Here is a 24,895-nt window from a genome sequence, read left to right as displayed (position 1 = left end):
TGTTTGTCGTGACAACGGATGCGCATTATAGGGAGCCTTCAGAATTACACAACCTTTTTTTTTAAAAAAAACTCCGTTTGCGGATAAAATAGCCATCTTGTGCTTTTTCACCGCAGAACGATTATAAAAAGAACGACTTCATGCCTATAATTCTAGCTTTAGCAACCTACTTGGCTCATAAATTCATAATGAACTAACGAGTTATTTAACGGCTATCCTTTATTTCTTTTTACGGTTATCACTATGAATACACTTTTACGTCCTTATTTAGGTATTTACCCTTCGATTAATGCACGCGTTTTCATTGACCCATCTTCAGTTGTAATTGGGGATGTTCGCGTAGCTGATGATGTCAGTATTTGGCCTCTCAGTGTTTTGCGTGGAGATGTTAACTATATTTCTATTGGCGCGCGCACTAATATTCAAGATGGCTCAGTTCTACATGTCACACATAAGTCGGCAAGTAATCCAGAGGGAAACCCGTTAATTATTGGAGAAGATGTCACCATTGGTCATAAAGTTATGTTACATGGTTGCACTATAGGAAATAGAGTGCTGGTTGGAATGGGATCAATTGTCATTGATGGGGCTATAGTGGAAGATGACGTTATTATTGGAGCTAACAGTTTAGTAACTCAGGGCAAAAGGCTCGAATCTGGTTACTTATATACAGGGAGCCCAGCAAAAGCCATCCGAAAATTGACTGATGCTGAGTTAGGTCATTTACGTTATTCAGCGAATAACTATGTTGAATGGAAAAATAACTATTTAGCTTCTGATAATATGTAAAGCCCATCTTCACTATCGAGGCCTTGTTCAATCAAGGCTTCAAAATCTTCTTCTATATCCCATCGATATTGCTGAAATAATCTCAGAGGTGTTTCTTCGTTGCCATAACGTTGAAATAACAGTGACTGAGGAATTGCACATTCAGCAAGCATTCCGCTAATCAATACAGGAAAACGTACTTGTTTAGATAGCTCATCCCACGCTTCTCTATCAGGAAATTGAATTTGCTGATTCATCCTTTCAATTCCTTATATAAGGTAGATAGAACAGGTGCGATTTCGGGAAGAATGCCATGCCATAGTTTAAAAGAAAACGCGGCTTGCCCTACTAGCATACCTAGGCCATCGGCTATTTTAGTCACTTTATATTGAGTAGCAAACTCAAGGAAGGGCGTTAATGATGATTGATAAAACATGTCATAGCATGCAACTTGATCGCTAAACACATTTGGATTGATTGCAGGAACCTCTCCATTTACACCAGATGAAGTCGCATTGATGATCAGATCAAAATCAGCAGATACGATCTGTGAGATCTCTTTCCCGCTCATTTTACCTAGTGCTGAAAATTCATTAACTAATAATTCAACCTTAGAAAAGGTTCTATTCGTCAAAGTGATATCACAGCCATATTCTAAAAGTGGCAATAATGCTCCACGTGTTGCACCACCAGCACCAATCATTAATATTCGGCTATTTGGATGAATAAACTTTAAACGTTGCAAATCTAACAAAAGCCCCATTCCATCGGTGTTATCCCCCAGCAATCGATTATCATCAAGCTTCATGACCGTATTAACTGCACCGCAAGTTTGGGCTCTTGTCGTTAATTCAGAAACAACCTGAAAAGCACGCTCTTTAAATGGCAATGTAATGTTTGCGCCCTTTCCACCTTGCGAAAAAAAACCTATTAGGCTTTGTTCGAATCCCTCTACAGGCGCTAGAATTTTTTCATATTCAAGGGCAATCCCTGTTTGCTCTGCAAACATTTTATGTATAACAGGTGATTTACTGTGTTGAATTGGATTACCAAAAACCGCAAACATTTCCATAATATATTATCCTTTACGATATAACTGCCCGGTTTTGGCATCTCTTATTTCAGATGGATTTTGACGGCCACCAACTATTCCATCAAGGACAGGAATACTTCCATCAAACTGCTCCATAACTTCTTCCGTTGTTCTACATGGCTCTAATCCACTTAAATTAGCACTTGTAGATACCAGAGGCTTGCCATAATGACGACACAAATTTTTTACTAATTCATGGTCTGTAACTCGCACTGCGATGGTATCAAACTGACCAGTCAACCATTTTGGCGTCGTTACTTTTGCGGGGATCACCCATGTTACTGGCCCCGGCCATGTTGCAAACATCGCTTGTTTTTGATCTTCCGTTAACTGCTCATCATCTATATAGTTTTTTAATTGTTCGTAACTATCAGCGATAAGGATTAACCCTTTTTCCCAAGGGCGTTGCTTCAATTCCAATAACTTACGTACTGCCGTTTCGCTATCAGGGTCACAGCCTAGTCCAAATACTGCTTCTGTTGGGTAGGCTATAACCTCCTCGTGCTGTAATGAACTTATGATACTTTCAATTGCAGGTGTAGATATATTTGACATAGTTTTAACTCATTATTCTTCTTGTTGCTTACCGCAGCGTTTGCTGGCACAAAATAATCTTACTCCCTGTCCCCCTCTTTTTTCCATAAGTAATGGATACTCACAATACTCACATTTACCAGTAATAGGCTTATTATTTAATATAAACTGACAGTTAGGATAATTATCGCAAGCATAAAAAGTCTTACCGAAACGTGATTTTCTCTGTAATAAATTCCCTTTTTGGCATTGCGGGCACGAAATTTTCGTTTCATCCGGTTTATCAATTAACTCAATGTGTTCACATACAGGATAATTACTACAACCAATAAACATGCCAAATCGCCCCTGTTTCAACACTAAGTCATAACTACATTTCGGACAATGTTGGCCTTCTAATACTTTTACAATATGACTTTCTACTGTAGGTCTTAGCGGCCTCATATAATGGCATTGTGGATAACTTGAACAGCCTAAAAACGGCCCATGTGAACTATTGCGAATAACAAGCAAAGAATCGCATTCTGGACAATATTCATTTTTTTCTGTATCGAAGGGCAGTTGTTTAGACATGTTTTTCTCTACTGTTGCTTTTAACTAAGTCACTCTGGTATATCCACCAGCCCCCGAGCTAACTATCCCATTGATTTCCATCTCAGTTAATATGGTAATAATTTGAGTAACTGGAATTTGGGTTTGCTCTGCAATAACATCGACGGGTGTCGCTTGGTACCCCACCATACCTAAAATTTTATTTTCTACCACATTAAACTCAAGGGGTGTCTCTTCTATAGGTAATTCTGTTTGTATCCAATTTAACCCATCACCGATATGCTGCAAAACATCTTCGGGTTCAGCTAATAAATAAGCTCCTTGCTGTAATAGCCAATGGTTACCATGAAATGCTGGATTACCCAATGGAGCAGGTAATGTAAACAAATCACGGTTTTGCTCTAGTGCGTATCTAGCAGTTATCAGTGAGCCACTTTTCATACCTGCTTCAATTACAATAACTGCTTTACTTAACCCGCTAATAATACGGTTTCTTTTGGGAAATTGCTTAGGTAATGGTGGTGCATCTGGCCAATATTCTGAAATCAAAGCGCCACAACTTTTAATCTTTTCAGCTAATTCAGCATGTTGTCGCGGATAAATATTCGCTAATCCGCTACCTAAAACCGCAATTGTCTCACCACGGTTATCGAGAGCTGCTTTATGGCTTATACCGTCAATACCTAACGCAAGTCCACTTGTGATGGTGATACTATGGTGCACGAAACTCTTTACAAATAAGTTAGTCCATATTCTGCCGTATTCACTTGCTCTCCGGCTTCCAACTATAGCAATTTGTGGTGTTAGTAATAATTCACTTTTGCCCATAACAAAAAATAAAAGAGGGGGGCGATAGATCTGCTTTAATAAAAAAGGGTACTGAGGGTCGCAGAAAGTAATCATTTGATGATGCTCATTTGAAAGCCATCTCTGAACTTTCTCAAGCCGGTACATAGATACATTCATAAATTGCAATTGTTGTACTTCATTCAAGCCATGATGGTGTAAGTCCTGATAGCTAATTTTATTTAACTGTTTTAACTCATTAATTATTCTTACTGCATGCAAAGGTAATAGCCTTTTAACCTGCGACATTCTTAACCAAATCTCTTGGGTATTCATTATTGTCATCCTGACTTATTAACAGATAGGTTCTTCAGTGAACAAATCGTAACCAATACTGTTAATATGAAGGAGAAATGTCTAGAATAGTCATTAATTCCCTTTCACATTTTGGAAACCGCTCGAAAAATTTATGTCAGTCTTAAACGTATTACATTATCCAGACGAACGCTTACGCACAATTGCTAAGCCAGTAGACAAAGTTGATGCTTCTATACAGAGTATCGTTGATGATATGTTCGATACCATGTATGAAGAAGAAGGTATTGGTCTTGCAGCAACACAAGTCGATATCCATCAAAGAATCATCGTCATTGATGTGTCCGAAACGCGTGATGAGCGTTTGGTTCTTATTAACCCTGAATTACTGGATAAATCTGGGGAAACGGGTATCGAAGAAGGTTGTTTGTCTATTCCAGAACAACATGGTTTCGTCCCTCGCGCGGAGCAAGTAAAAGTTCGCGCACTAAACTATGATGGTGAGTCTTTTGAACTGGAGGCTGATGGTTTATTAGCTATCTGTATTCAACATGAGATGGACCACCTTGTTGGTAAGCTATTTGTCGACTACTTATCACCTTTAAAACGTCAGCGCATCCGCCAGAAAGTTGAAAAATTAGACAGACTAAGAGCAAAAGAAGCCAAAAATAGCTAATTCGCTACATATAAATAGGGAAATTAACGTGTCAGAGCCATTGAAAATTATTTTTGCGGGTACACCAGATTTTGCGGCCAAACACTTAGCTGCTCTCTTAAATACCAGACACAAAATCGTTGGCGTCCTCACTCGCCATGACAAACCAGCAGGAAGAGGCAAAAAGTTAACACCAAGTCCTGTCAAGGTTCTCGCTGAAGAGCATCAACTACCTATTTTTCAACCAGTCTCACTTAAGGATAGCGAAAACCAGCAGTGGATAAAGAACCAAAATGCTGACCTAATGATTGTTGTTGCCTATGGTTTGATTTTACCACAAGCCGTTCTTGATATCCCTCGCTTAGGTTGCTTGAATGTTCACGGCTCTTTATTACCTCGCTGGAGAGGAGCTGCGCCGATTCAACGTTCTATTTGGGCTGGTGATACTGAAACGGGTGTGACTATTATGCAAATGGACGCAGGTTTAGATACTGGTGACATGCTTTACAAAGCAATTTGCCCAATTACCCCTAGTGATACTAGCGCCTCGTTATATGATAAATTAGCAATAACAGGCCCTAAAGCATTAATCCATACTGTTGAGATGTTATCTTCAGGCCAATGCATTGCTGAAAAGCAAGACGGAACATTGGCAAATTATGCTGAAAAATTATCGAAAGAAGAAGCTCGCATTAATTGGCAAGATGATGCTGTACATATTGAACGTTGCATTCGTGCTTTCAATCCTTGGCCAATGAGCTATTTCATGGTTGAAGAACAACTCATTAAAGTTTGGCAAGCTGAAGTACTCACAGAAACCCATGATAAGCAACCAGGAACAATTATTAGCGCTGATAAAAAAGGTATATCCATTGCCACAGGAAATGGCATACTAAATATTACTCAGCTACAACCGCCTGGCAAAAAAGCAATGAGTGCACAAGATATCCTAAACTCTCGTCGCGAATGGTTTATCCCAGAGCAAATTCTAGCATAACGAACTTGTAAACAGCCTGATGCCTTCGGGCTGTTTTATTTCAGTCACTAATGAATCCATCTTCTCTATATGAAAAATACATATAATTTGCGTAGTATCGCGGCAACAGCAATTAACCAAGTCCTTGATAATGGGCAATCATTAAGTACTGTACTACCTGACTTACAGCGTAATATCAATGATAAAGATAAAGCATTATTACAAGAAATTTGCTTTGGTGTTTTACGTTATTTACCTAAGCTTGAATGGTTTATTAGCCAGCTAATGGAAAAACCATTAACGGGTAAACAAAGAACTCTACATTACTTAATTATGGTTGGTATCTACCAGCTCCTTTACACTCGCATTCCTCCTCATGCCGCATTAGCAGAAACAGTCGATGGAGCGGTTGCACTGAAAAAGCCCCAATTAAAAGGGCTTATTAATGGTGTGTTACGTTCATTTCAGCGCCAGCAAGCACAGCTAGAAGAGAGAATAGCTAACAACACTAGCCAATATTTACATCCGAGCTGGTTATTAAAACGCCTACAAACAGCCTATCCAGATGATTGGCAATCTATTATTGAGGCAAATAACCAACGACCACCTATGTGGTTAAGAGTAAATTCTCAACATCACACTGCTGCACAGTATCTCAACTTATTAGAACAGTCTGAGATAACCGCACATTTGCACCCCTCACATCCAAATGCTATTCGGTTAGATGAACCCACTGCAGTATCGCGTCTCCCGGGCTTTGTAGATGGCTGGTCTACAGTACAAGATGTCTCAGCTCAAGGTTGTGCTGAATTGCTAGAACCTCAAAATGGGGAAAATATTTTAGATTTATGTGCTGCCCCCGGTGGGAAAACTACCCATATTTTGGAACTAGCTCCTAAAGCAAATGTTATTGCTGTAGATATCGATGAACATCGCCTTAAAAGAGTAAAAGAAAATCTGATTCGCCTTAAGCAACACGCTATTGTTATACAAGGAGATGGCACACAACCTGAGAAATGGGCTAAAGATCAGCAATTTGACCGTATTTTACTTGATGCTCCTTGTTCTGCTACAGGCGTTATTAGGCGTCATCCTGACATCAAATGGCTGCGTCGTGACTCAGACATCAATGAATTATCGCAACTACAAGCGCAAATTCTCGAAGCTATCTGGCCGTATTTAAAGCCGGGCGGCACGCTAGTCTATGCTACGTGCTCAATTATGCCCGAAGAAAATGGAAAGCAAATACAAAACTTCCTATCTAAACATAATGATGCCAGCCTAAATGATGGAACCGATGCTGGTTTACAAGTATTACCGAGCACTAATGGTGGTGACGGTTTCTTTTATGCGCGCTTAATCAAAACTGTGTAGTTTATTGTAGACAGTTCTCTGATATAGGAATATGTAATGAAGATCATTATTCTAGGTGCTGGGCAAGTTGGCGGCACACTTGCTGAAAATTTAGTTGATGAGAACAATGACATTACCGTCGTTGATACCGATCCTGATCGCTTACGTCAATTGCAGGATCAGTTCGACCTACGAGTAGTCAATGGTCATGGATCTCACCCTAGAGTACTTCGAGATGCAGGCGCAGAAGATGCGGATATGTTGGTAGCAGTCACCAATTCAGATGAAACAAACATGATTGCTTGCCAAATTGCGTATAGCCTATTTAATACCCCAAATAAGATAGCGCGTATCAGGGCGACTGAATATATCCGTGAAGCCGACAAACTGTTTCTGCCAGAACAAATTCCGATTGACTATTTAATATCGCCAGAACAATTAGTTATCGACTATATCTATAAATTAATTCAATACCCTGGCGCGCTTCAGGTTGTAAACTTTGCAGAAGGTAAAGTCAGCATAGTTGCTGTAAAAGCTTATTACGGCGGCTCACTCGTTGGTAATGCACTATCGAGCTTGCGCGAACACATGCCACATATTGATACTCGTGTTGTCGCTATTTTCCGACAAGATAGGCCTATTCGCCCACAAGGCTCAACAATCATTGAAGCGGGCGATGAGGTTTTTTTTGTTGCTTCAACACAACATATCCGAGCCGTAATGAGTGAGCTGCAAAGACTAGAAAAGCCATACAAACGTTTGATGATAGTGGGCGGTGGTAATGTTGGAGCCGGCCTAGCAAGGCGACTAGAAAAAGATTACAGCGTGAAACTTATTGAGCGCAACCAGAAGCGCGCAACAGAACTTGCAGAGTTACTGCATGATACCATTGTATTTTATGGCGATGCATCCGACCAAGAGTTACTTACGGAAGAACACATCGAGCAAATGGATGTATTTATTGCCCTAACAAATGATGATGAAGCTAATATTATGTCTGCTATGTTAGCAAAAAAAATGGGCGCTAAAAAAGCTATGGTGCTTATACAACGCTCCGCATACGTTGAGCTCGTTCAAGGTGGAGTGATTGATATTGCAATTTCGCCTCAACAGGCCACTATTTCTGCTCTATTAAGCCATGTTAGAAAAGCAGATATAGTCAATGTTTCATCTTTAAGAAGAGGTGTTGCAGAAGCTATTGAGGCAATTGCACACGGTGATGAAAATACGTCAAAAGTTGTCGGCAAAAAAATATCTGAGATTAAACTTCCACCAGGAACTATTATTGGCGCAATTGTTCGTGAAGAAGAAGTCATTATAGCTAGTGATTACCATATAATTGAACAAGGTGACCATGTCATTATGTTTATTACAGATAAAAAATATGTGCCCGAAGTAGAAAAATTATTCCAACCAAGTCCATTCTTCTTATAAAAATAAACATAGTAAATATTTGTAGCTTAATAATTTTAGCGACTATAATTTGTTAACCTAATACATGTTTTGTTTCAATTGAGTTATTTATTAAGGGGTCGTCTAATGAGCTTTTTAAAAGATTTCCGCGAATTTGCCATGAAGGGCAATGTAGTGGATATGGCAGTTGGTATTATTATTGGTGCTGCATTTGGTAAAATTGTATCTTCATTAGTTGCTGATATCATCATGCCTCCGTTAGGTTTACTGATCGGAGGTGTTGATTTCAAATCATTCAGCGTGGTATTAAAAGAAGCACAAGGGGATTTACCTGCAGTAGTACTAAATTATGGCATGTTTATACAAACCGTTTTTGACTTCGTTATTGTCGCGTTCGCTATCTTTATGGCAATTAAGGTTATGAATAAAGTTCGCCGTGAAAAAGAAGCAGCACCAGCAGAGCCAGCTCCACCATCTAAAGAAGAAGTTCTGTTATCAGAAATACGTGATCTTTTAAAAGAACAAAATAAAAATTAACTAAAAGGCCAGTGGTAATAAGTAAATAAACTTATTACCACTGGCCTCCCAGTTAACTGATTTCTTATTTTTCCCTTTTCTTGTATAACTGCCTTTTCCTTTTTTATTTTTTTCAACTCTTTGACGAAATAGTGGGTCATGGAGTAATGCTTCAATCGCATTATCTTTAATCTCACCACGTTTATGTTGATATTTGCTCATAACATACCTTCATATAGTTAACAAATTATAGAATTAATAAACTTTAGACGCCCCTTTTTCTAATATTTCCATAATAGAGCAATAGGTTGTCGCATGTTCTTCACCACAGCATGCTGAACTTAACATCTTCAGTGAATCACGCATAATAATAAGCTCTTGTATCTTTTTTTCAACTTCGAGTAATCTGAGATCAACAATCTGTTTAGATTCTTGACAGGTATGATGTTCTGGATCCACTCGAATTGAAAGCAATTCAGTGATGGCTTCTAAAGTAAAGCCTAGCTGCTTTGCATAACGAATAAAACGTAATCGCTGAAGGTCTTGCTCAGTAAATAACCGATATCCTCCTTCAGTTCTCTCTTTATGCCCCATCAAACCTTGTTTCTCATAAAAGCGGATCGTATCAGGCGTCACATCTGCTAGCCTAGCAATTTCACCTATCTTATACATGCTCATCGTACTCACCTGTAAATAAGGATTAATCACGAAAAATTCAAGGAAAAATTTATTTGGAAAGATAAGAATAGCAGGTACAAAAAAACCGGGCAAATATACCCGGTTTTCTTGAAAGCGACGGCAGATTACTCTGCTGCTGCTTCTTGAGACTCAACAGCACGGTCAACAAGCTCGATGTAAGCCATCGGAGCGTTGTCACCTGTACGGTAGCCACACTTAAGAATACGAGTGTAACCACCTGCACGAGCTGCGAAACGAGGTCCCAGTTCATTAAATAATTTTGCAACGATCTCGTTATCACGAGTACGTGCGAATGCCAGACGACGATTAGCTACGCTGTCGGTCTTGGCAAGAGTAATCAGCGGCTCAACGACGCGACGCAGTTCTTTCGCTTTAGGCAGAGTCGTCTTGATGATCTCATGACGAACTAAAGAACCTGCCATGTTACGGAACATAGCTTGGCGGTGGCTGCTGTTGCGGTTCAATTGACGACCACTCTTACGATGGCGCATGACCTTATCCTTCTCAGTAAAACCTTAACCTGTGATCTTAATCATCAGCAATACTTGCTGGTGGCCAATTTTCTAGACGCATGCCCAGAGAAAGACCACGAGATGCCAAGACGTCCTTAATTTCAGTAAGAGATTTCTTACCAAGATTCGGAGTTTTGAGCAACTCAACTTCTGTACGCTGTACCAGATCACCGATGTAGTGGATAGCTTCTGCTTTGAGGCAGTTAGCAGAGCGGACAGTCAATTCCAGATCGTCAACTGGGCGCAATAAGATAGGATCGAATTCTGGTTTTTCTTCTTTAACTTCAGGCTGACGAACATCACGTAAGTCAACAAAAGCTTCAAGTTGTTCAGCCAGAATGGTTGCCGCACGGCGAATCGCCTCTTCAGGATCGATTGTACCGTTAGTTTCCATTTCAATAACTAACTTATCCAAGTCTGTACGTTGCTCAACACGAGCTGCTTCAACATTGTAGGCAATACGCTCTACTGGGCTGTAGCAAGCATCGACTAACAAACGACCGATTGGGCGCTCATCTTCTTCCGAATGAACTCGGGCAGAAGCCGGCACATAACCACGACCACGCTGTACTTTAATTCGCATATTAATAGATGCGCTTTCGTCAGTCAGGTGGCAGATGATGTGCTGTGGCTTGACGATTTCGACATCACCATCATGGATGATGTCGGCTGCAGTCACAGGGCCAATGCCAGATTTATTCAAGGTTAAAATAACTTCATCTTTCCCCTGAACTTTTACCGCCAGCCCTTTCAGGTTGAGGAGAATCTCCAGGATATCTTCCTGTACACCTTCTTTGGTGCTGTACTCATGCAGTACACCATCAATCTCAACCTCTGTCACCGCACAACCCGGCATAGACGAAAGCAGAATACGGCGCAGTGCGTTACCAAGAGTATGGCCAAAGCCACGCTCTAAAGGCTCAAGGGTCACCTTAGCGTGCGTCGAACTCACTTGCTCGATATCTACCAGGCGCGGTTTTAGAAACTCTGTCACAGAACCCTGCATTGTGTCCTCTCTTTGGTGCTAAGCTTTACTTGGAGTAAAGCTCGACGATCAGGTGTTCGTTAATGTCCGCAGACAAGTCAGTACGTTCAGGAATACGTTTGAACACACCTTCCATTTTAGCAGCATCAACTTCCAGCCAAGTTGGCTTCTCACGCTGTTCAGCCAGCTCTAAAGCAGCCTTAATACGAGACTGTTTTTTAGCTTTCTCACGAACGCTGATAACGTCATTCGGGGAAACCTGATAAGAAGCGATATTAACTACACGGCCATTTACCATGATAGCTTTATGGCTAACCATTTGACGTGCTTCTGCGCGAGTTGCGCCAAAGCCCATACGGTAAACGACGTTATCAAGACGACCTTCCAGCAAAGTCAGCAGGTTTTCACCTGTGTTGCCTTTCAGACGTGTTGCTTCTTTGTAATAGTTACGGAATTGACGTTCCAGAACACCGTAGATACGACGAACTTTTTGTTTTTCACGTAACTGGACGCCATAGTCAGACAGACGCGGTTTACGCGCACCGTGCTGGCCTGGAGCCTGTTCTAATTTACACTTGGTGTCAATCGCGCGAACACCAGACTTCAGAAAGAGGTCTGTTCCTTCGCGACGGCTCAGCTTGAGCTTAGGACCCAAATATCTAGCCATTTTCTTTCTCCAACAGTCCTAAAAAAAACGAAACGTATTAAACGCGACGTTTTTTCGGTGGGCGACAACCGTTATGAGGGATAGGAGTCACATCAGTAATATTAGTGATGCGGAAACCAGCGGCGTTCAGAGCACGAATTGTTGATTCGCGACCCGGACCCGGTCCCTTAACCATAACTTCCAGGTTTTTGATTCCGTATTCTTTCACAGCTTCTGCGCAACGCTCTGCTGCAACCTGAGCTGCGAACGGAGTAGATTTGCGAGAACCACGGAAACCGGAACCACCGGCAGTTGCCCAACCTAATGCGTTACCTTGACGGTCAGTAATAGTAACGATTGTGTTGTTGAAAGAAGCATGGATATGAGCCACACCGTCTGAGACTTGTTTTCTTACACGCTTACGTGCACGAATTGGTGCTTTTGCCATTATTCAATACCCCGACTTATTTCTTGATCGGCTTACGCGGACCCTTACGGGTACGAGCGTTAGTCTTAGTACGCTGTCCGCGCACAGGAAGACCACGACGATGACGTAAACCACGGTAACATCCAAGGTCCATCAGACGCTTGATGCTCAGGGTAATTTCACGACGTAAGTCACCTTCTACAACGTATTTAGCAACTTCGTCACGCAGCTTGTCGATTTGTTCTTCAGACAGCTCACTGATCTTAACATTTTCAGCAATACCAGTTGCTTCACAGATAGCCTGTGAACGGGTTTTGCCGATACCGAAAATCGATGTTAAAGCGATTACGGTATGTTTATGATCAGGAATGTTAATGCCTGCTATACGGGCCACTATGCACTCCTAAGTTAAAATATACATTACTGTGCTGAAAAGCCCGTTTTCAGGATACTCAAACAATAATGTATCTTAGATAAAAAAGATTGGCTGGCTAATTTAGCCAGCTCAACCCAACTTTGCAAGAAAAAAATGCTTTTTCTTAACCTTGACGTTGTTTATGTCTTGGTTCAACACTACAAATTACACGAACGCTACCATTGCGACGAATAATTTTGCAGTTACGGCATAATTTCTTGACGGAAGCACGAACTTTCATTTTTACTCTCCGTAACTTCTAAGCAAACCATAATCACACTAAGTGATTACTTACCTTTCAGGTTTGCTTTCTTCAATGCAGACTCATATTGACTTGACATCATTAGAGTTTGCACTTGAGCCATAAAGTCCATGATAACGACAACCACGATTAAGAGGGAAGTACCACCAAAATAGAAAGGTACTTTCATTGCGTCACGCATGAACTCCGGGATTAGGCAGATGAAGGTAATATATAATGCGCCAACTAATGTTAAGCGAGTCATTACCTTATCAATGTACTTGGCCGTTTGCTCTCCCGGACGAATTCCTGGTACAAATGCACCGGACTTCTTCAGGTTATCTGCCGTTTCTCTTGGGTTGAAAACCAACGCCGTATAGAAGAAACAGAAGAAGATGATCGCAGATGCATAAAGTAGCACATATAACGGTTGACCAGGCTGCAAATACATAGAAATAGTCGTCAGCCAGTCCCAGCCAGTTCCATCACCAAACCAAGATGCTATTGTACCCGGGAATAGTATGATACTGGAAGCAAAAATTGCAGGAATTACACCCGCCATATTCACTTTTAACGGTAAATGTGTACTTTGTGCTGCATAAACACGGCGACCTTGCTGGCGTTTAGCATAGTTAACGACAATTCGACGTTGACCACGTTCCATAAACACAACAAAGAAAGTAACCGCGAATACTAACACCGCAACCAACAGCAACAGGAGGAAGTGCAGATCGCCCTGCCGAGCTTGCTCGATGGTATGGCCAATGGCCGGCGGTAATCCCGCAACAATACCAGCGAAGATAATGATAGAAATACCGTTACCGATACCTCTTTCAGTTATCTGTTCACCCAACCACATCAGGAACATTGTTCCTGTGACTAAGCTAACAACTGCCGTAAAGTAGAACGGGAGGCCTGGATCAATAACTAGCCCTTGCATCCCTGGCATATTCGGTAGACCCATAGCAATACCAATAGATTGGAATATTGCTAATACCAGAGTACCCCAGCGAGTATATTGGCTTATCTTCCGACGACCTGCTTCTCCTTCCTTCTTAATCTCTGCTAATCGTGGATTAACCACTGATAATAATTGGATAATGATCGATGCTGAAATATACGGCATGATACCCAAAGCAAAGATAGAAGCACGGCTAAGAGCACCACCAGAGAACATGTTAAACATTTCAATGATGGTGCCTTGTTGCTGTTCGAGCAATTTGGCAAGCACAGTGGCATCAATACCAGGGATTGGAATAAAAGAACCAATTCGGAAAACAATTAGCGCACCAATTACAAACAAAAGTCTGCGTTTAAGTTCGCCAGCTCCACCCTTGGCACTTTGAAAATCTAATCCTGGTTGTTTAGCCATCTGTCACTTATTCCTCAATTTTACCGCCGGCAGCTTCGATTGCAGCGCGAGCACCTTTAGTAACACGAAGGCCACGTACAGTAACTGCACGGTTCACTTCGCCAGACAGAATAACTTTAGCGTATTCAATCTGGATGCCAACAACGTTCGCGGCTTTCAGTGCGTTCAGATCAATAACATCGCCTTCAACAGCAGCAAAATCAGACAGACGAATCTCTGCAGTGATCATTGCTTTACGTGAAGTGAAGCCGAATTTCGGCAGACGACGGTATAAAGGCATCTGGCCACCTTCGAAACCACGACGTACGCCACCGCCAGAACGAGATTTCTGACCTTTGTGACCACGGCCGCCGGTTTTACCCAGACCAGAACCGATACCACGACCTACGCGTTTAGGCGCGTGCTTGGCACCTTCAGCCGGAGACAGAGTATTTAAACGCATCTCTTACTCCTCAACTTTAACCATGTAGGAAACCAAGTTGACCATACCACGTACAGCAGGAGTATCCTCGCGCTCTACTGTATGACCAATGCGACGCAGACCTAAACCGACCAGTGTTGCCTTATGCTTAGGCAGACGACCGATTGAACTGCGAACTTGTGTAATTTTAATAGTCTTAGCCATAGCCGATTACCCCAGAATTTCTTCGACGGATTTTCCACGCTTAGCTGCGACCATTTCTGGAGACTTCATGCTGTCTAAAGCATCCAGTGTTGCACGAACCACGTTGATTGGGTTTGTGGAACCGTAGGTTTTAGCCAGTACGTTGCGAACTCCAGCTACTTCTAAAACAGCACGCATTGCACCGCCGGCAATGATACCGGTACCTTCGTGAGCAGGTTGCATAAACACACGAGAACCAGTGTGTGTACCTTTCACAGGGTGGAACAATGTGCCGTTGTTTAGAGCAACGGTTTTCATACTGCGACGGGCTTTTTCCATCGCTTTCTGGATTGCTGCCGGAACTTCGCGCGCTTTGCCGTAGCCAAAACCAACGCGACCGTTACCATCACCAACTACTGTCAGTGCGGTAAAGCTGAAAATACGGCCACCTTTAACGGTTTTTGCTACGCGGTTTACCGCGATCAGCTTTTCCTGCAGTTCGCCAGCTTGTTTTTCGATGTGAGCCATCTTACACCTCTACCTTAGAACTGAAGGCCAGCTTCACGGGCAGCATCTGCCAGTGCCTGGACTCTACCATGATATTGGAAACCAGAACGGTCAAAAGCAACAACAGTGATGCCTTTTTCCAGTGCGCGTTCAGCAATTAATTTACCAACTATTGCTGCTGCGTCTTTGTTCCCAGTGAATTTCACTTGTTCATTGATAGCTTTTTCTGTAGTAGAAGCTGCAACCAATGTTTCAGAACCGTTTGGTGCGATAACCTGCGCATAAATATGGCGTGGAGTACGATGTACCACCAGGCGAGTCGCACCCAACTCTTGGATCTTACGGCGTGCGCGGGTCGCACGACGGATACGAGCTGCTTTCTTATCCATAGTGTTACCTTACTTCTTCTTAGCCTCTTTGGTACGCACGATTTCATCGGCGTAACGAACACCTTTACCTTTATAAGGTTCAGGACGACGGTAAGCACGCAGTTCTGCTGCAACTTGACCAATCACTTGCTTATCCGCACCTTTCAGTACGATTTCAGTTTGTGTTGGACATTCAGCAGTAATGCCTGCTGGCAGTGCGTGTTCAACCGGATGCGAGAAACCTAAAGACAAGCTTACAGCGTTGCCTTTGATTGCTGCACGGTAACCAACACCGACCAGTTGAAGCTTTTTAGTGAAGCCTTCGGTAACACCAACAACCATTGCATTACACAATGAACGAGTAGTTCCCGCTTGTGCCCATGCATCTTCAAAACCTTCACGAGGTTCGAAAGTCAGTTGGTTGTCTTCGTTTTTAACTTCAACTGCATTATGGATAGTACGAGTAAGCTCGCCGTTTTTACCCTTAATCGAAATAACCTGACCGTTGAGTTTTACCTCTACGCCGGCAGGAATGACGACGGGTGCTTTTGCCACACGAGACATTCTTTCCTCCCGAATTAAGCTACGTAGCAGAGAATCTCGCCACCAAGACCAGCTTGGCGAGCTGCACGATCAGTCATGACACCTTTAGAGGTAGAAACAACAGCGATACCTAAACCAGCCATAACTTGTGGCAGCTCATCTTTTTTCTTATAGATGCGCAGACTTGGGCGGCTTACACGCTGAATGCTTTCTACAACAGCCTTACCTTGGAAATAACGTAAAGTTAGTTCCAGTTCTGGCTTGATGTCGCCTTCAATTTTAAAATCTTCAATATAACCTTCTTCCTTCAGCACTTTGGCAATTGCCACTTTCAGCTTGGAGGAAGGCATGGTGACCGCAACTTTGTTCGCGGCCTGACCGTTACGGATACGGGTCAGCATATCCGCGATGGGATCTTGCATGCTCATCTGTCTTTACTCCCGTGATTCAAATGGAATTACCAACTTGCCTTTTTAAGGCCCGGGATTTCACCGCGCATAGCGGCTTCACGGACTTTAATACGGCTCAGACCAAACTTCCGCAGGAAACCGTGCGGACGCCCTGTTTGACGGCAGCGATTACGCTGACGAGAAGGACTTGAATCACGTGGCAGTGTTTGCAGCTTGAGAACAGCGTCCCAGCGATCTTCATCAGATGCTTTAACATCAGAGATGATAGCTTTCAGTTCTACGCGTTTTGCGAAGAACTTCTCAGCTAATTTAGCACGTTTTACATCACGCGCTTTCATAGATTTCTTAGCCATGAGTACCCTGCCTTACTTGCGGAACGGGAAGTTGAACGCTGCTAACAGTGCGCGACCTTCGTCATCTGATTTCGCAGTAGTGGTGATAGTAATATCTAAACCACGTACGCGATCCACTTTATCGTAATCGATTTCAGGGAAGATGATTTGTTCACGAACACCCATGCTGTAGTTACCGCGACCATCGAAAGACTTAGCGGGCAAGCCACGGAAGTCACGAATACGTGGTACAGCAATAGAAATCAGACGCTCAAGGAACTCCCACATGCGTTCGCCACGCAGGGTTACTTTACAGCCGATTGGATAGCCCTGACGGATTTTGAAGCCTGCAACAGATTTGCGTGCTTTGGTGATCAAAGGTTTTTGACCTGAGATCGCTGTTAAATCAGCTGCTGCGTTATCCAGCAGTTTTTTATCAGCAATCGCTTCACCAACACCCATATTCAGGGTGATCTTCTCGACCCGAGGGACTTGCATGACAGAAGTATAATTAAACTCGGTCATGAGTTTATTAACTACTTCGTCTTTATAGTAATCATGCAGTTTCGCCATCGTATACTCCAAAAATTACTTGATAGTTTCACTGTTAGACTTGAAGAAACGGACTTTTTTGCCGTCTTCGAATCTAAAGCCTACACGGTCAGCCTTACCAGTTGCCGCGTTAAAGATTGCAACGTTAGAAACTTGAATAGCCGCTTCTTTTTCAACGATGCCACCTGGTTGGTTCAGAGCCGGTACAGGCTTCTGATGTTTTTTAACCAGATTGATACCTTCAACGATAACTTTACTAGAAGAAATAACCTGCTTTACTTTACCGCGCTTACCTTTGTCTTTCCCAGTTAGCACGATAACTTCGTCATCACGACGGATTTTCGCTGCCATAGTTCGCTCCTTAGAGTACTTCAGGTGCCAGAGAGATAATTTTCATAAACTTCTCATTACGAAGTTCACGAGTTACCGGCCCAAAAATACGCGTACCGATTACTTGCTCGCTGTTGTTATTTAATAACACACAAGCATTACCATCGAAGCGAATGACAGAACCGTCAGGGCGACGTACACCCTTCTTGGTGCGCACCACTACCGCTTTCAGGACATCACCCTTTTTAACTTTACCGCGTGGAATTGCTTCTTTAACAGTAATTTTAATGATGTCGCCTACATGTGCATAGCGACGGTGCGAGCCACCTAGAACCTTGATACACATTACGCGACGTGCACCGGAGTTGTCGGCCACGTTCAGCATAGTCTGTTCTTGGATCATTTTAGTGCTCCGCTAAATGTCAACTACTACTGAGCCACCTCATTATGAAGAGGCCGTTCAAATATACCCATACTACGAGGGCGCGGCATTATAACACCACATCATCGTGTTGGACAGAAAAAAATAAACGGCTCAGTCAAAAAAGAGCCGTTTATTCATCAGGAAAAGTTATTCTATTACAGAACAGCTTTTTCTACAACGCGAACTAGAGCCCAAGACTTAGTCTTAGACAGTGGACGAGTTTGGCGGATTTCTACCACGTCACCGATACCACATTCATTGTTCTCGTCGTGTACGTGCAATTTAGTCGTACGACGGATGAATTTACCATACAGAGGGTGTTTCACCATACGTTCGATAGCAACAACAATAGATTTCTCCATTTTATCGCTAACTACACGACCTTGCAGAGTACGGATTTTATCGCTCATTACGCACCTGCCTTCTCAGTCAGTAAAGTCTTCACACGTGCGATATCGCGACGCACTTGTTTCAACAGATGAGACTGTTGCAGCTGACCACTTGCAGCCTGCATACGTAAATTAAATTGTTCACGCAGCAAGTTCAAAAGTTCAGCATTCAGCTCTTCAACGCTTTTTTCGCGCAGCTCTTGTGCTTTCATTACATCACCGTCTTAGTTACAAAGGTGGTTTTGATAGGCAGTTTCGCTGCTGCCAGAGAGAATGCCTCACGAGCCAGCTCTTCAGGCACACCGTCCATTTCGTACAGAACTTTACCAGGCTGAATTAAGGCAACCCAATATTCTACGTTACCTTTACCTTTACCCATACGAACTTCGAGTGGTTTCTCAGTGATTGGTTTGTCTGGGAACACACGGATCCAGATTTTACCTTGACGCTTAATAGCACGGGTCATAGCACGACGTGCCGCTTCGATCTGACGTGCAGTCAGACGACCACGGCCAACAGCTTTAAGACCGAAAGTGCCGAAGCTAACATCCGTACCTTGCGCTAGACCACGGTTGCGGCCTTTGTGCACCTTACGGAATTTTGTACGCTTTGGTTGTAACATCAGCGACTCTCCTTACTTGCGGCCTTTACGCTGCTGCTTTTTAGGTTGAGCAGCTGGTTTCTCAGCTTGTTCAACAGCAGCCATACCACCCAGAATCTCACCTTTGAAGATCCATACCTTAACGCCGAGAACACCGTAAGTGGTGTGCGCTTCTGAAGTGTTGTAATCGATATCAGCACGTAATGTGTGCAGTGGCACACGGCCTTCACGATACCACTCGGTACGAGCGATTTCAGCACCGCCTAAACGGCCACTGACTTCAACTTTAATACCTTTAGCGCCCAGACGCATTGCGTTCTGTACTGCACGCTTCATAGCACGACGGAACATAACACGACGTTCCAGCTGTGAAGAAATGCTGTCAGCAACTAATTTAGCGTCTAGTTCTGGTTTACGAACTTCGGCGATATTGATTTGCGCAGGAACACCAGCGATATCCGCTACTGTTTTACGCAGTTTTTCAACGTCTTCACCTTTCTTACCGATAACGATACCTGGGCGAGCAGTGTGAATAGTCACACGGATGCTTTTCGCAGGACGTTCGATAACGATGCGAGAGATTGACGCTTTTGCCAGTTCTTTATTCAAGTACTGGCGTACTTTAAAATCGCTGTCTAGGTTGTCAGCGAATTCATTGGTGTTCGCATACCAGGTAGAGTTCCAAGGTTTGACAATACCCAGGCGAATACCATTAGGATGTACTTTCTGACCCATTGCTAGTCTCCAGAGTCTCAGCGATCGGACACAACCACAGTAATGTGGCTGGTGCGCTTAAGAATACGATCTGCACGGCCTTTCGCACGCGGCATGATGCGTTTCATGGTTGGACCTTCGTCTACGAAAATTTTCGCAACTTTCAGGTCATCAATGTCAGCGCCATCGTTTTGCTCTGCGTTAGCAATAGCAGACTCAAGTACTTTCTTCACTAAACCAGCAGCTTTCTTGTTGGTGTAGGTCAGAATTTCCAGAGCTTGCGACACTTTCTTACCGCGAATCAGGTCGGCAACTAAGCGAACCTTCTGGGCAGAAGAACGAGCGTGGCGATGCATAGCTAAAGTTTCCATCTCTTCCTCCTATCCTTAACGTTTCTTAGCTTTCTTATCTGCCGCGTGGCCGCGATAAGTGCGAGTCGGTGCGAATTCACCCAGTTTGTGACCAACCATTTCGTCGGTTACGAAAACTGGAACATGCTGACGACCATTATGGACAGCGATGGTCAATCCGATCATATTAGGAAAGATCGTTGAACGACGGGACCAAGTCTTAAGAGGCTTCTTGTCTCCGCTTTCCACCGCTTTCTCTACCTTCTTCAGCAAGTGCAGGTCAATAAAAGGACCTTTCTTGAGAGAACGTGGCATGGTTTATCCTCTAATTATTTTTTAGAACGATGACGTACGATGAATTGATCAGTACGCTTGTTGCTACGAGTTTTCTTACCTTTGGTTTGAACGCCCCATGGTGTTACTGGGTGTTTACCAAAGTTACGGCCTTCACCACCACCATGTGGATGGTCTACTGGGTTCATCGCAGTACCGCGAACGGTAGGACGAACACCACGCCAGCGGCTAGCACCAGCTTTACCGAGAACACGTAACATATGTTCAGCGTTACCAACTTCACCAAGAGTTGCACGGCAATCAGCTAAAACTTTACGCATTTCACCAGAACGCAGACGTAATGTGACATAAGCACCATCACGAGCAACGATTTGAGCGTAAGTACCTGCTGAACGCGCTAACTGTCCACCTTTACCTGGTTTCAGTTCGATATTATGAACTGTAGAACCAACAGGGATGTTGCGCATCGGCAGTGCGTTACCAGCTTTGATTGCTGAATCGACACCAGATTGAATCTGATCGCCAGCTTTCAGGCCTTTTGGTGCAAGAATATAACGACGTTCACCGTCTTTATATAGAACCAGTGCAATGTTCGCAGAACGATTTGGATCATACTCCAAACGCTCAACAACTGCAGGAACACCGTCTTTGTTGCGTTTGAAGTCAACTAAACGATAATGCTGCTTATGGCCACCACCGATATGACGGGTAGTGATACGGCCATTGTTGTTACGACCACCGGATTTGCTGTTTTTTTCTAACAGCGGAGCATAAGGTTTACCCTTATGCAGCTCAGGGTTAACCACTTTAACTACGTGGCGACGGCCCGGAGACGTAGGTTTACATTTAACAACTGCCATTGTTCTTTACTCCTCCGACTTACTCAGCACCGCTAATGAAGTCCAAATTTTGGCCTTCCTTCAGCGTGACGTAAGCTTTTTTCCAGTCGCTACGACGACCGAAACGCTGACCGTGGCGTTTAGTTTTGCCTTTAACCAGCAAAGTGTTAACACCTTCAACTTCAACTTCAAACAGTTTCTGTACAGCAGCTTTGATTTCTGCTTTAGTCGCGTCTTTCGCAACTTTGAGAACGATGGTATTGCTTTTTTCCATCGCTGTAGAAGCTTTTTCAGATACATGCGGCGCGCGCAGTACTTTTAGCAGACGTTCTTCACGGATCATGCCAGCATCTCCTCAACTTGCTTCACAGCATCAGCAGTCATAACCACTTTGTCGAAGGCGATCAGGCTAACTGGGTCAATACCTGCTGCATCACGAACGTCAACCTTATACAGGTTACGTGCTGCTAAAAACAGATTTTCATCTAATTCAGCAGTGATGATCAGAACATCTTCCAGAGCCATATCTTTCAGTTTCTGTGCCAGCAACTTAGTTTTAGGTGCTTCAACAGAGAACTTCTCGACAACGATCAGACGATCTTGACGTACCAACTCAGAGAGAATGCTTTTTAAAGCACCACGGTACATCTTCTTATTAACTTTTTGACTGTGGTCCTGCGGTTTAGCTGCGAAGCTAACACCACCAGAGCGCCAAATTGGGCTCTTTACTGAACCAGAACGTGCACGGCCAGTACCTTTTTGACGCCATGGTTTTTTACCAGAACCAGAAACTTCAGCACGAGTTTTCTGAGCACGAGTACCTTGACGAGCACCAGCTGCATACGCAACAACTACTTGGTGAACAAGCGCTTCATTGAAATCACGCCCGAAGGTAGTTTCGGAAACAGTCAGCGCGCTTTGCGCGTCTTTCATTACCAATTCCATTCCTATCTCCTCGACGTTAAGCCTTGACAGCCGGTTTTACGATCAGGTTGCTACCAGTTGCTCCTGGAACAGCACCTTTGACCAGCAGCAGGTTGCGCTCAGCGTCAACACGTACTACATCTAAGCTTTGAACGGTTACACGCTCATTACCCAGTTGGCCTGCCATTTTCTTGCCTTTAAACACTTTGCCCGGAGTCTGGTTTTGACCGATAGAACCCGGAACACGGTGAGACAAGGAGTTACCGTGAGTAGCATCTTGTGTACGGAAATTCCAGCGCTTAACTGTGCCGGCAAAACCTTTACCTTTAGATGTACCAGTAACGTCGACTTTTTTAACGTCAGCGAAAATTTCAACGCTAATGCTTTGACCTACTGTGTATTCTGCACTATCTTCAATGCGGAATTCACGCAGGATACGGCCAGCTTCGACGCCAGCTTTAGCGAAATGACCTGCTTCAGGCTTAGTTACACGATTAGCTTTTTTGCTACCAGTAGTAACCTGAATTGCATTATAACCGTCAGTTTCTGCAGTTTTAACCTGAGTAACACGGTTATTTTCAATTTCGATAACAGTTACAGGTATAGAAACGCCATCTTCAGTGAAGATACGAGTCATACCGACTTTCTTACCGACTAAACCTTTCATTGTTTCAACCTCTCAATCGTTCGACGACCTGATTAACCCAGGCTGATCTGCACGTCAACGCCGGCAGCCAGGTCCAGACGCATCAGAGCATCAACGGTCTTTTCGGTTGGCTCAACGATGTCAACCAGACGCTTGTGAGTGCGAATTTCGTACTGATCACGCGCATCTTTGTTAACGTGCGGAGAAATCAGAACGGTAAAACGCTCTTTACGTGTCGGCAGCGGGATAGGACCACGAACTTGCGCACCAGTGCGCTTAGCAGTCTCTACGATTTCCGCAGTTGATTGATCGATTAAACGATGATCAAAAGCTTTCAGGCGGATACGGATTCTTTGGTTCTGCATGAGACCAGAGCTCCAACTATTTATAAACGTAAAATGATTACTCCTCGTACCCATTTCGATTGATGGGAGAGTGTAATCGTTCTTGATGTAACTTCCAAATCGGAAGTATTGTCTAAATGAGCAACAAATCGTTGACTCAATACTGATATTTCAGTCCTAAAATATAGGGCTTACTCATCAGTAAGCCCGCGCATTATACGTAAATTAGAGGGAAACACAAGTAATAGAGGAAAATATGTGCGTTTTTTTTGAAGAGAATTATTGAAAAGCCCCCTCAATCTTGAAAAAAGAGATAACTGGGGGCTTTTTATACAAATTTACTTAGTCAATCCCCATAGGATACTATGTTATTCTTCTTTAACCTGCGCTTGCAGGTAATTTTGAAGTCCCAAACGGCTAATTAGCCCTAATTGAGTTTCTATCCAATCAATATGGTTTTCTTCATCAGCTAAAATTTCAATCATCAGATCTCGACTGACATAATCATGAACCGAGTCCGCATATTTAATAGCTTCTTTTAGATTCTTTGCTCCATCGATTTCAAGCTGCAAATCTGATTTCAACATTTCTTCAACATCTTCACCGATATTTAACTTGCCAAGGTCTTGTAAGTTAGGAATACCGTCGAGAAACAGAATTCGCTCTATATATTTATCTGCGTGTTTCATTTCATCGATTGATTCGTGATATTCCATCTCATTGAGACGAGTAAGTCCCCAATTTTTAAACATACGTGCATGCAGAAAATATTGGTTGATTGCAACTAGCTCATTGCCCAGTAGTTTATTTAGGTGGGCTATCATTTTTTTATCACCTTTCATTTCTACCTCCATCGCTTCCAGTCTTTTAAGTGTAGTACTGAAATTGATGTTAGTATAATTTTCACACAATTCATTTAAACAAAAATGTCGTTAAACAAAAGATGAGAAGTTTCGAGGGAGTTCGAGGGAATAAATTTGAATGGTATTAAAGGCTATGCAACCTCAGTGGCACACGCATCCTCAAAAATCATTTGTTCTTCATATAAAATTGCCTTTGTCTGCCTAATACACTTCCCACATTCTAAGCCTATAGGCAAAATCTGCCGTAGGCCCTTCAACGAGGTCACTTGATATTTTCTTGCGGCATTTCTGATTTGTTTATCAGTAATGGCTTCACAAAGACAGATGTACATGATACTTACCTGTATAAATCACATACAGATAGTTTAAATGAAAATGATTTGCATTTCAATTATCATTGTTGATGGTTTACAAAGATCAGTTGCCACTGATCGATTAATTATACAACCAGCTAAAATTAAAAGAGCAAATAACTTTTAATATGAATAATACGGCTAATATATAGCAACGTAATACTGTAATTTTATGTAGTCAAATTTTGCTTATAACAACAAAAGGGCACCTAAAATAAGGTGCCCTTTTTTAAAACTAGATGAAGCTATA

43 protein-coding genes are annotated in these 24,895 nt (G+C 42.9%); 6 read left to right on the top strand and 37 right to left on the bottom strand.

Annotated elements, in window-relative coordinates:
• Positions 1–243 precede the first annotated feature (243 nt).
• Positions 244–789, top strand: a complete 546-nt coding sequence (locus tag PSF42_RS19520) for a gamma carbonic anhydrase family protein (RefSeq protein ID WP_125895185.1) — start codon at positions 244–246, stop codon at positions 787–789.
• Here PSF42_RS19520 and PSF42_RS19515 read toward each other — a convergent pair.
• The 5 genes from PSF42_RS19515 to dprA are packed head-to-tail and all read right to left on the bottom strand — an operon-like array spanning position 765 to position 4,069.
• Positions 765–1,025, bottom strand: coding sequence for a DUF1488 domain-containing protein (locus PSF42_RS19515; protein WP_213914595.1), 261 nt, complete (start codon positions 1,023–1,025; stop codon positions 765–767). The genes PSF42_RS19520 and PSF42_RS19515 overlap by 25 nt on opposite strands.
• Positions 1,022–1,840 carry a shikimate dehydrogenase gene (gene aroE / locus PSF42_RS19510; RefSeq protein ID WP_272680516.1) on the bottom strand — a complete coding sequence of 273 codons (819 nt, stop codon included), beginning with the start codon at positions 1,838–1,840 and terminating at the stop codon, positions 1,022–1,024. Before aroE ends, PSF42_RS19515 begins: the two co-directional genes overlap by 4 nt.
• A gap of 6 nt (positions 1,841–1,846) precedes the next feature.
• Positions 1,847–2,416 (bottom strand): L-threonylcarbamoyladenylate synthase type 1 TsaC, encoded by a 570-nt coding sequence (tsaC, locus tag PSF42_RS19505; RefSeq protein WP_102140611.1) that lies wholly within the window; start codon positions 2,414–2,416, stop codon positions 1,847–1,849.
• A gap of 12 nt (positions 2,417–2,428) precedes the next feature.
• On the bottom strand, positions 2,429–2,968 hold the full coding sequence (locus PSF42_RS19500) for a DNA topoisomerase family protein (RefSeq protein WP_125895191.1): 540 nt from the start codon (positions 2,966–2,968) through the stop codon (positions 2,429–2,431).
• 24 nt (positions 2,969–2,992) lie between these two features.
• Positions 2,993–4,069: a DNA-processing protein DprA gene (gene dprA / locus PSF42_RS19495; protein WP_272680514.1), complete on the bottom strand. Its 1,077-nt coding sequence runs from the start codon at positions 4,067–4,069 to the stop codon at positions 2,993–2,995.
• A gap of 133 nt (positions 4,070–4,202) precedes the next feature.
• Between dprA and def the strand changes: the two genes are divergently transcribed.
• From def to mscL, 5 genes are all read left to right on the top strand, one after another.
• Positions 4,203–4,724 carry a peptide deformylase gene (def, locus tag PSF42_RS19490; protein WP_125895195.1) on the top strand — a complete coding sequence of 174 codons (522 nt, stop codon included), beginning with the start codon at positions 4,203–4,205 and terminating at the stop codon, positions 4,722–4,724.
• A 28-nt stretch (positions 4,725–4,752) separates the two neighbouring features.
• Entirely contained in the window at positions 4,753–5,700 is a 948-nt protein-coding gene (fmt, locus tag PSF42_RS19485; RefSeq protein WP_213914592.1) for a methionyl-tRNA formyltransferase, read from the top strand.
• 69 nt (positions 5,701–5,769) lie between these two features.
• Positions 5,770–7,053, top strand: coding sequence for a 16S rRNA (cytosine(967)-C(5))-methyltransferase RsmB (rsmB, locus tag PSF42_RS19480; RefSeq protein WP_248467219.1), 1,284 nt, complete (start codon positions 5,770–5,772; stop codon positions 7,051–7,053).
• A gap of 36 nt (positions 7,054–7,089) precedes the next feature.
• Entirely contained in the window at positions 7,090–8,466 is a 1,377-nt protein-coding gene (trkA, locus tag PSF42_RS19475; protein ID WP_125895200.1) for a Trk system potassium transporter TrkA, read from the top strand.
• 105 nt (positions 8,467–8,571) lie between these two features.
• The gene (gene mscL / locus PSF42_RS19470; protein ID WP_125895202.1) at positions 8,572–8,982 is read left to right on the top strand and encodes a large-conductance mechanosensitive channel protein MscL; all 411 of its coding nucleotides are present in this window, start codon (positions 8,572–8,574) and stop codon (positions 8,980–8,982) included.
• Here mscL and PSF42_RS19465 read toward each other — a convergent pair whose 3' ends face one another.
• From PSF42_RS19465 to bfd, 32 genes are all read right to left on the bottom strand, one after another.
• Positions 8,983–9,183 (bottom strand): alternative ribosome-rescue factor A, encoded by a 201-nt coding sequence (locus PSF42_RS19465; protein ID WP_185746965.1) that lies wholly within the window; start codon positions 9,181–9,183, stop codon positions 8,983–8,985.
• A gap of 33 nt (positions 9,184–9,216) precedes the next feature.
• Entirely contained in the window at positions 9,217–9,633 is a 417-nt protein-coding gene (zntR, locus tag PSF42_RS19460) for a Zn(2+)-responsive transcriptional regulator (RefSeq protein WP_125895210.1), read from the bottom strand.
• A 131-nt stretch (positions 9,634–9,764) separates the two neighbouring features.
• Positions 9,765–10,151 carry a 50S ribosomal protein L17 gene (gene rplQ, locus PSF42_RS19455; protein WP_004907152.1) on the bottom strand — a complete coding sequence of 129 codons (387 nt, stop codon included), beginning with the start codon at positions 10,149–10,151 and terminating at the stop codon, positions 9,765–9,767.
• A 37-nt stretch (positions 10,152–10,188) separates the two neighbouring features.
• Complete coding sequence (locus PSF42_RS19450) at positions 10,189–11,178, bottom strand: DNA-directed RNA polymerase subunit alpha (protein ID WP_004265491.1); 990 nt, start codon at positions 11,176–11,178, stop codon at positions 10,189–10,191.
• 25 nt (positions 11,179–11,203) lie between these two features.
• On the bottom strand, positions 11,204–11,824 hold the full coding sequence (rpsD, locus tag PSF42_RS19445; RefSeq protein ID WP_004265487.1) for a 30S ribosomal protein S4: 621 nt from the start codon (positions 11,822–11,824) through the stop codon (positions 11,204–11,206).
• 37 nt (positions 11,825–11,861) lie between these two features.
• A complete protein-coding gene (gene rpsK, locus PSF42_RS19440) occupies positions 11,862–12,251 on the bottom strand; it encodes a 30S ribosomal protein S11 (protein WP_002919257.1) in 390 nt (129 codons plus the stop codon).
• A 16-nt stretch (positions 12,252–12,267) separates the two neighbouring features.
• Entirely contained in the window at positions 12,268–12,624 is a 357-nt protein-coding gene (gene rpsM, locus PSF42_RS19435; protein ID WP_004907144.1) for a 30S ribosomal protein S13, read from the bottom strand.
• Positions 12,625–12,769: 145 nt separating this feature from the next.
• The gene (gene rpmJ, locus PSF42_RS19430; protein WP_004265484.1) at positions 12,770–12,886 is read right to left on the bottom strand and encodes a 50S ribosomal protein L36; all 117 of its coding nucleotides are present in this window, start codon (positions 12,884–12,886) and stop codon (positions 12,770–12,772) included.
• 46 nt (positions 12,887–12,932) lie between these two features.
• Positions 12,933–14,258 (bottom strand): preprotein translocase subunit SecY, encoded by a 1,326-nt coding sequence (gene secY / locus PSF42_RS19425; protein WP_004265481.1) that lies wholly within the window; start codon positions 14,256–14,258, stop codon positions 12,933–12,935.
• A 7-nt stretch (positions 14,259–14,265) separates the two neighbouring features.
• The gene (gene rplO / locus PSF42_RS19420) at positions 14,266–14,700 is read right to left on the bottom strand and encodes a 50S ribosomal protein L15 (protein WP_004265478.1); all 435 of its coding nucleotides are present in this window, start codon (positions 14,698–14,700) and stop codon (positions 14,266–14,268) included.
• Between the two features lie 3 nt (positions 14,701–14,703).
• The gene (gene rpmD, locus PSF42_RS19415; RefSeq protein WP_004265475.1) at positions 14,704–14,883 is read right to left on the bottom strand and encodes a 50S ribosomal protein L30; all 180 of its coding nucleotides are present in this window, start codon (positions 14,881–14,883) and stop codon (positions 14,704–14,706) included.
• Between the two features lie 6 nt (positions 14,884–14,889).
• Complete coding sequence (gene rpsE, locus PSF42_RS19410; RefSeq protein ID WP_004265471.1) at positions 14,890–15,390, bottom strand: 30S ribosomal protein S5; 501 nt, start codon at positions 15,388–15,390, stop codon at positions 14,890–14,892.
• A gap of 14 nt (positions 15,391–15,404) precedes the next feature.
• Entirely contained in the window at positions 15,405–15,758 is a 354-nt protein-coding gene (rplR, locus tag PSF42_RS19405; RefSeq protein ID WP_125895204.1) for a 50S ribosomal protein L18, read from the bottom strand.
• Positions 15,759–15,767: 9 nt separating this feature from the next.
• Positions 15,768–16,301 (bottom strand): 50S ribosomal protein L6, encoded by a 534-nt coding sequence (gene rplF, locus PSF42_RS19400; protein ID WP_125895206.1) that lies wholly within the window; start codon positions 16,299–16,301, stop codon positions 15,768–15,770.
• Between the two features lie 14 nt (positions 16,302–16,315).
• Positions 16,316–16,708, bottom strand: a complete 393-nt coding sequence (gene rpsH / locus PSF42_RS19395) for a 30S ribosomal protein S8 (protein WP_004907134.1) — start codon at positions 16,706–16,708, stop codon at positions 16,316–16,318.
• A 29-nt stretch (positions 16,709–16,737) separates the two neighbouring features.
• Positions 16,738–17,043 (bottom strand): 30S ribosomal protein S14, encoded by a 306-nt coding sequence (gene rpsN / locus PSF42_RS19390; protein WP_004265458.1) that lies wholly within the window; start codon positions 17,041–17,043, stop codon positions 16,738–16,740.
• A 12-nt stretch (positions 17,044–17,055) separates the two neighbouring features.
• Positions 17,056–17,595, bottom strand: coding sequence for a 50S ribosomal protein L5 (rplE, locus tag PSF42_RS19385; RefSeq protein WP_006816328.1), 540 nt, complete (start codon positions 17,593–17,595; stop codon positions 17,056–17,058).
• A 15-nt stretch (positions 17,596–17,610) separates the two neighbouring features.
• A complete protein-coding gene (gene rplX, locus PSF42_RS19380) occupies positions 17,611–17,925 on the bottom strand; it encodes a 50S ribosomal protein L24 (protein ID WP_004265452.1) in 315 nt (104 codons plus the stop codon).
• 10 nt (positions 17,926–17,935) lie between these two features.
• Positions 17,936–18,307, bottom strand: coding sequence for a 50S ribosomal protein L14 (gene rplN / locus PSF42_RS19375; RefSeq protein WP_004265449.1), 372 nt, complete (start codon positions 18,305–18,307; stop codon positions 17,936–17,938).
• A gap of 176 nt (positions 18,308–18,483) precedes the next feature.
• Positions 18,484–18,738, bottom strand: coding sequence for a 30S ribosomal protein S17 (gene rpsQ, locus PSF42_RS19370; RefSeq protein WP_004265446.1), 255 nt, complete (start codon positions 18,736–18,738; stop codon positions 18,484–18,486).
• A complete protein-coding gene (rpmC, locus tag PSF42_RS19365; RefSeq protein ID WP_004265442.1) occupies positions 18,738–18,929 on the bottom strand; it encodes a 50S ribosomal protein L29 in 192 nt (63 codons plus the stop codon). The genes rpsQ and rpmC overlap by 1 nt, the downstream gene beginning before the upstream one ends.
• A complete protein-coding gene (gene rplP / locus PSF42_RS19360; protein WP_004265436.1) occupies positions 18,929–19,339 on the bottom strand; it encodes a 50S ribosomal protein L16 in 411 nt (136 codons plus the stop codon). Before rplP ends, rpmC begins: the two co-directional genes overlap by 1 nt.
• A 12-nt stretch (positions 19,340–19,351) precedes the next feature.
• Positions 19,352–20,053, bottom strand: a complete 702-nt coding sequence (gene rpsC / locus PSF42_RS19355; RefSeq protein ID WP_004907131.1) for a 30S ribosomal protein S3 — start codon at positions 20,051–20,053, stop codon at positions 19,352–19,354.
• Between the two features lie 17 nt (positions 20,054–20,070).
• A complete protein-coding gene (gene rplV / locus PSF42_RS19350; RefSeq protein WP_004265430.1) occupies positions 20,071–20,403 on the bottom strand; it encodes a 50S ribosomal protein L22 in 333 nt (110 codons plus the stop codon).
• Positions 20,404–20,418: 15 nt separating this feature from the next.
• The gene (rpsS, locus tag PSF42_RS19345; RefSeq protein WP_004265426.1) at positions 20,419–20,697 is read right to left on the bottom strand and encodes a 30S ribosomal protein S19; all 279 of its coding nucleotides are present in this window, start codon (positions 20,695–20,697) and stop codon (positions 20,419–20,421) included.
• A 14-nt stretch (positions 20,698–20,711) separates the two neighbouring features.
• Complete coding sequence (gene rplB / locus PSF42_RS19340; RefSeq protein WP_004265422.1) at positions 20,712–21,536, bottom strand: 50S ribosomal protein L2; 825 nt, start codon at positions 21,534–21,536, stop codon at positions 20,712–20,714.
• A gap of 19 nt (positions 21,537–21,555) precedes the next feature.
• Positions 21,556–21,858, bottom strand: a complete 303-nt coding sequence (gene rplW / locus PSF42_RS19335) for a 50S ribosomal protein L23 (RefSeq protein ID WP_004265420.1) — start codon at positions 21,856–21,858, stop codon at positions 21,556–21,558.
• A complete protein-coding gene (rplD, locus tag PSF42_RS19330; RefSeq protein ID WP_004265418.1) occupies positions 21,855–22,460 on the bottom strand; it encodes a 50S ribosomal protein L4 in 606 nt (201 codons plus the stop codon). The genes rplW and rplD overlap by 4 nt, the downstream gene beginning before the upstream one ends.
• Before the next feature lie 16 nt (positions 22,461–22,476).
• On the bottom strand, positions 22,477–23,106 hold the full coding sequence (rplC, locus tag PSF42_RS19325) for a 50S ribosomal protein L3 (protein ID WP_004265414.1): 630 nt from the start codon (positions 23,104–23,106) through the stop codon (positions 22,477–22,479).
• A 32-nt stretch (positions 23,107–23,138) separates the two neighbouring features.
• On the bottom strand, positions 23,139–23,450 hold the full coding sequence (rpsJ, locus tag PSF42_RS19320) for a 30S ribosomal protein S10 (RefSeq protein WP_001181005.1): 312 nt from the start codon (positions 23,448–23,450) through the stop codon (positions 23,139–23,141).
• Positions 23,451–23,797: 347 nt separating this feature from the next.
• Positions 23,798–24,271 carry a bacterioferritin gene (gene bfr, locus PSF42_RS19315; protein WP_102140604.1) on the bottom strand — a complete coding sequence of 158 codons (474 nt, stop codon included), beginning with the start codon at positions 24,269–24,271 and terminating at the stop codon, positions 23,798–23,800.
• A gap of 152 nt (positions 24,272–24,423) precedes the next feature.
• Entirely contained in the window at positions 24,424–24,624 is a 201-nt protein-coding gene (gene bfd, locus PSF42_RS19310) for a bacterioferritin-associated ferredoxin (RefSeq protein ID WP_112307800.1), read from the bottom strand.
• Positions 24,625–24,895 lie beyond the last annotated feature (271 nt).

Source organism: Providencia sp. PROV032, from assembly GCF_028484875.1.
Classification (GTDB): domain Bacteria; phylum Pseudomonadota; class Gammaproteobacteria; order Enterobacterales; family Enterobacteriaceae; genus Providencia; species Providencia rettgeri_E.
Note: the sequence above shows the minus strand (reverse complement) of the source record. Positions and strands in the feature narration are given on the sequence as shown.

What these genes read in the sequence shown, in the direction of transcription:
- PSF42_RS19520 (WP_125895185.1), top strand. Translation starts at nt 244, where the DNA reads ATGAATACACTTTTACGTCCTTATTTAGGTATTTACCCTTCGATTAAT.
- PSF42_RS19515 (WP_213914595.1), bottom strand. Translation starts at nt 1,025, where the DNA reads ATGAATCAGCAAATTCAATTTCCTGATAGAGAAGCGTGGGATGAGCTA.
- aroE (WP_272680516.1), bottom strand. Translation starts at nt 1,840, where the DNA reads ATGGAAATGTTTGCGGTTTTTGGTAATCCAATTCAACACAGTAAATCA.
- tsaC (WP_102140611.1), bottom strand. Translation starts at nt 2,416, where the DNA reads ATGTCAAATATATCTACACCTGCAATTGAAAGTATCATAAGTTCATTA.
- PSF42_RS19500 (WP_125895191.1), bottom strand. Translation starts at nt 2,968, where the DNA reads ATGTCTAAACAACTGCCCTTCGATACAGAAAAAAATGAATATTGTCCA.
- dprA (WP_272680514.1), bottom strand. Translation starts at nt 4,069, where the DNA reads ATGAATACCCAAGAGATTTGGTTAAGAATGTCGCAGGTTAAAAGGCTA.
- def (WP_125895195.1), top strand. Translation starts at nt 4,203, where the DNA reads ATGTCAGTCTTAAACGTATTACATTATCCAGACGAACGCTTACGCACA.
- rsmB (WP_248467219.1), top strand. Translation starts at nt 5,770, where the DNA reads ATGAAAAATACATATAATTTGCGTAGTATCGCGGCAACAGCAATTAAC.
- trkA (WP_125895200.1), top strand. Translation starts at nt 7,090, where the DNA reads ATGAAGATCATTATTCTAGGTGCTGGGCAAGTTGGCGGCACACTTGCT.
- mscL (WP_125895202.1), top strand. Translation starts at nt 8,572, where the DNA reads ATGAGCTTTTTAAAAGATTTCCGCGAATTTGCCATGAAGGGCAATGTA.
- PSF42_RS19465 (WP_185746965.1), bottom strand. Translation starts at nt 9,183, where the DNA reads ATGAGCAAATATCAACATAAACGTGGTGAGATTAAAGATAATGCGATT.
- zntR (WP_125895210.1), bottom strand. Translation starts at nt 9,633, where the DNA reads ATGTATAAGATAGGTGAAATTGCTAGGCTAGCAGATGTGACGCCTGAT.
- rplQ (WP_004907152.1), bottom strand. Translation starts at nt 10,151, where the DNA reads ATGCGCCATCGTAAGAGTGGTCGTCAATTGAACCGCAACAGCAGCCAC.
- PSF42_RS19450 (WP_004265491.1), bottom strand. Translation starts at nt 11,178, where the DNA reads ATGCAGGGTTCTGTGACAGAGTTTCTAAAACCGCGCCTGGTAGATATC.
- rpsD (WP_004265487.1), bottom strand. Translation starts at nt 11,824, where the DNA reads ATGGCTAGATATTTGGGTCCTAAGCTCAAGCTGAGCCGTCGCGAAGGA.
- rpsK (WP_002919257.1), bottom strand. Translation starts at nt 12,251, where the DNA reads ATGGCAAAAGCACCAATTCGTGCACGTAAGCGTGTAAGAAAACAAGTC.
- rpmJ (WP_004265484.1), bottom strand. Translation starts at nt 12,886, where the DNA reads ATGAAAGTTCGTGCTTCCGTCAAGAAATTATGCCGTAACTGCAAAATT.
- secY (WP_004265481.1), bottom strand. Translation starts at nt 14,258, where the DNA reads ATGGCTAAACAACCAGGATTAGATTTTCAAAGTGCCAAGGGTGGAGCT.
- rplO (WP_004265478.1), bottom strand. Translation starts at nt 14,700, where the DNA reads ATGCGTTTAAATACTCTGTCTCCGGCTGAAGGTGCCAAGCACGCGCCT.
- rpmD (WP_004265475.1), bottom strand. Translation starts at nt 14,883, where the DNA reads ATGGCTAAGACTATTAAAATTACACAAGTTCGCAGTTCAATCGGTCGT.
- rpsE (WP_004265471.1), bottom strand. Translation starts at nt 15,390, where the DNA reads ATGGCTCACATCGAAAAACAAGCTGGCGAACTGCAGGAAAAGCTGATC.
- rplR (WP_125895204.1), bottom strand. Translation starts at nt 15,758, where the DNA reads ATGGATAAGAAAGCAGCTCGTATCCGTCGTGCGACCCGCGCACGCCGT.
- rplF (WP_125895206.1), bottom strand. Translation starts at nt 16,301, where the DNA reads ATGTCTCGTGTGGCAAAAGCACCCGTCGTCATTCCTGCCGGCGTAGAG.
- rpsH (WP_004907134.1), bottom strand. Translation starts at nt 16,708, where the DNA reads ATGAGCATGCAAGATCCCATCGCGGATATGCTGACCCGTATCCGTAAC.
- rpsN (WP_004265458.1), bottom strand. Translation starts at nt 17,043, where the DNA reads ATGGCTAAGAAATCTATGAAAGCGCGTGATGTAAAACGTGCTAAATTA.
- rplE (WP_006816328.1), bottom strand. Translation starts at nt 17,595, where the DNA reads ATGGCGAAACTGCATGATTACTATAAAGACGAAGTAGTTAATAAACTC.
- rplX (WP_004265452.1), bottom strand. Translation starts at nt 17,925, where the DNA reads ATGGCAGCGAAAATCCGTCGTGATGACGAAGTTATCGTGCTAACTGGG.
- rplN (WP_004265449.1), bottom strand. Translation starts at nt 18,307, where the DNA reads ATGATCCAAGAACAGACTATGCTGAACGTGGCCGACAACTCCGGTGCA.
- rpsQ (WP_004265446.1), bottom strand. Translation starts at nt 18,738, where the DNA reads ATGAGCGATAAAATCCGTACTCTGCAAGGTCGTGTAGTTAGCGATAAA.
- rpmC (WP_004265442.1), bottom strand. Translation starts at nt 18,929, where the DNA reads ATGAAAGCACAAGAGCTGCGCGAAAAAAGCGTTGAAGAGCTGAATGCT.
- rplP (WP_004265436.1), bottom strand. Translation starts at nt 19,339, where the DNA reads ATGTTACAACCAAAGCGTACAAAATTCCGTAAGGTGCACAAAGGCCGC.
- rpsC (WP_004907131.1), bottom strand. Translation starts at nt 20,053, where the DNA reads ATGGGTCAGAAAGTACATCCTAATGGTATTCGCCTGGGTATTGTCAAA.
- rplV (WP_004265430.1), bottom strand. Translation starts at nt 20,403, where the DNA reads ATGGAAACTTTAGCTATGCATCGCCACGCTCGTTCTTCTGCCCAGAAG.
- rpsS (WP_004265426.1), bottom strand. Translation starts at nt 20,697, where the DNA reads ATGCCACGTTCTCTCAAGAAAGGTCCTTTTATTGACCTGCACTTGCTG.
- rplB (WP_004265422.1), bottom strand. Translation starts at nt 21,536, where the DNA reads ATGGCAGTTGTTAAATGTAAACCTACGTCTCCGGGCCGTCGCCACGTA.
- rplW (WP_004265420.1), bottom strand. Translation starts at nt 21,858, where the DNA reads ATGATCCGTGAAGAACGTCTGCTAAAAGTACTGCGCGCGCCGCATGTA.
- rplD (WP_004265418.1), bottom strand. Translation starts at nt 22,460, where the DNA reads ATGGAATTGGTAATGAAAGACGCGCAAAGCGCGCTGACTGTTTCCGAA.
- rplC (WP_004265414.1), bottom strand. Translation starts at nt 23,106, where the DNA reads ATGAAAGGTTTAGTCGGTAAGAAAGTCGGTATGACTCGTATCTTCACT.
- rpsJ (WP_001181005.1), bottom strand. Translation starts at nt 23,450, where the DNA reads ATGCAGAACCAAAGAATCCGTATCCGCCTGAAAGCTTTTGATCATCGT.
- bfr (WP_102140604.1), bottom strand. Translation starts at nt 24,271, where the DNA reads ATGAAAGGTGATAAAAAAATGATAGCCCACCTAAATAAACTACTGGGC.
- bfd (WP_112307800.1), bottom strand. Translation starts at nt 24,624, where the DNA reads ATGTACATCTGTCTTTGTGAAGCCATTACTGATAAACAAATCAGAAAT.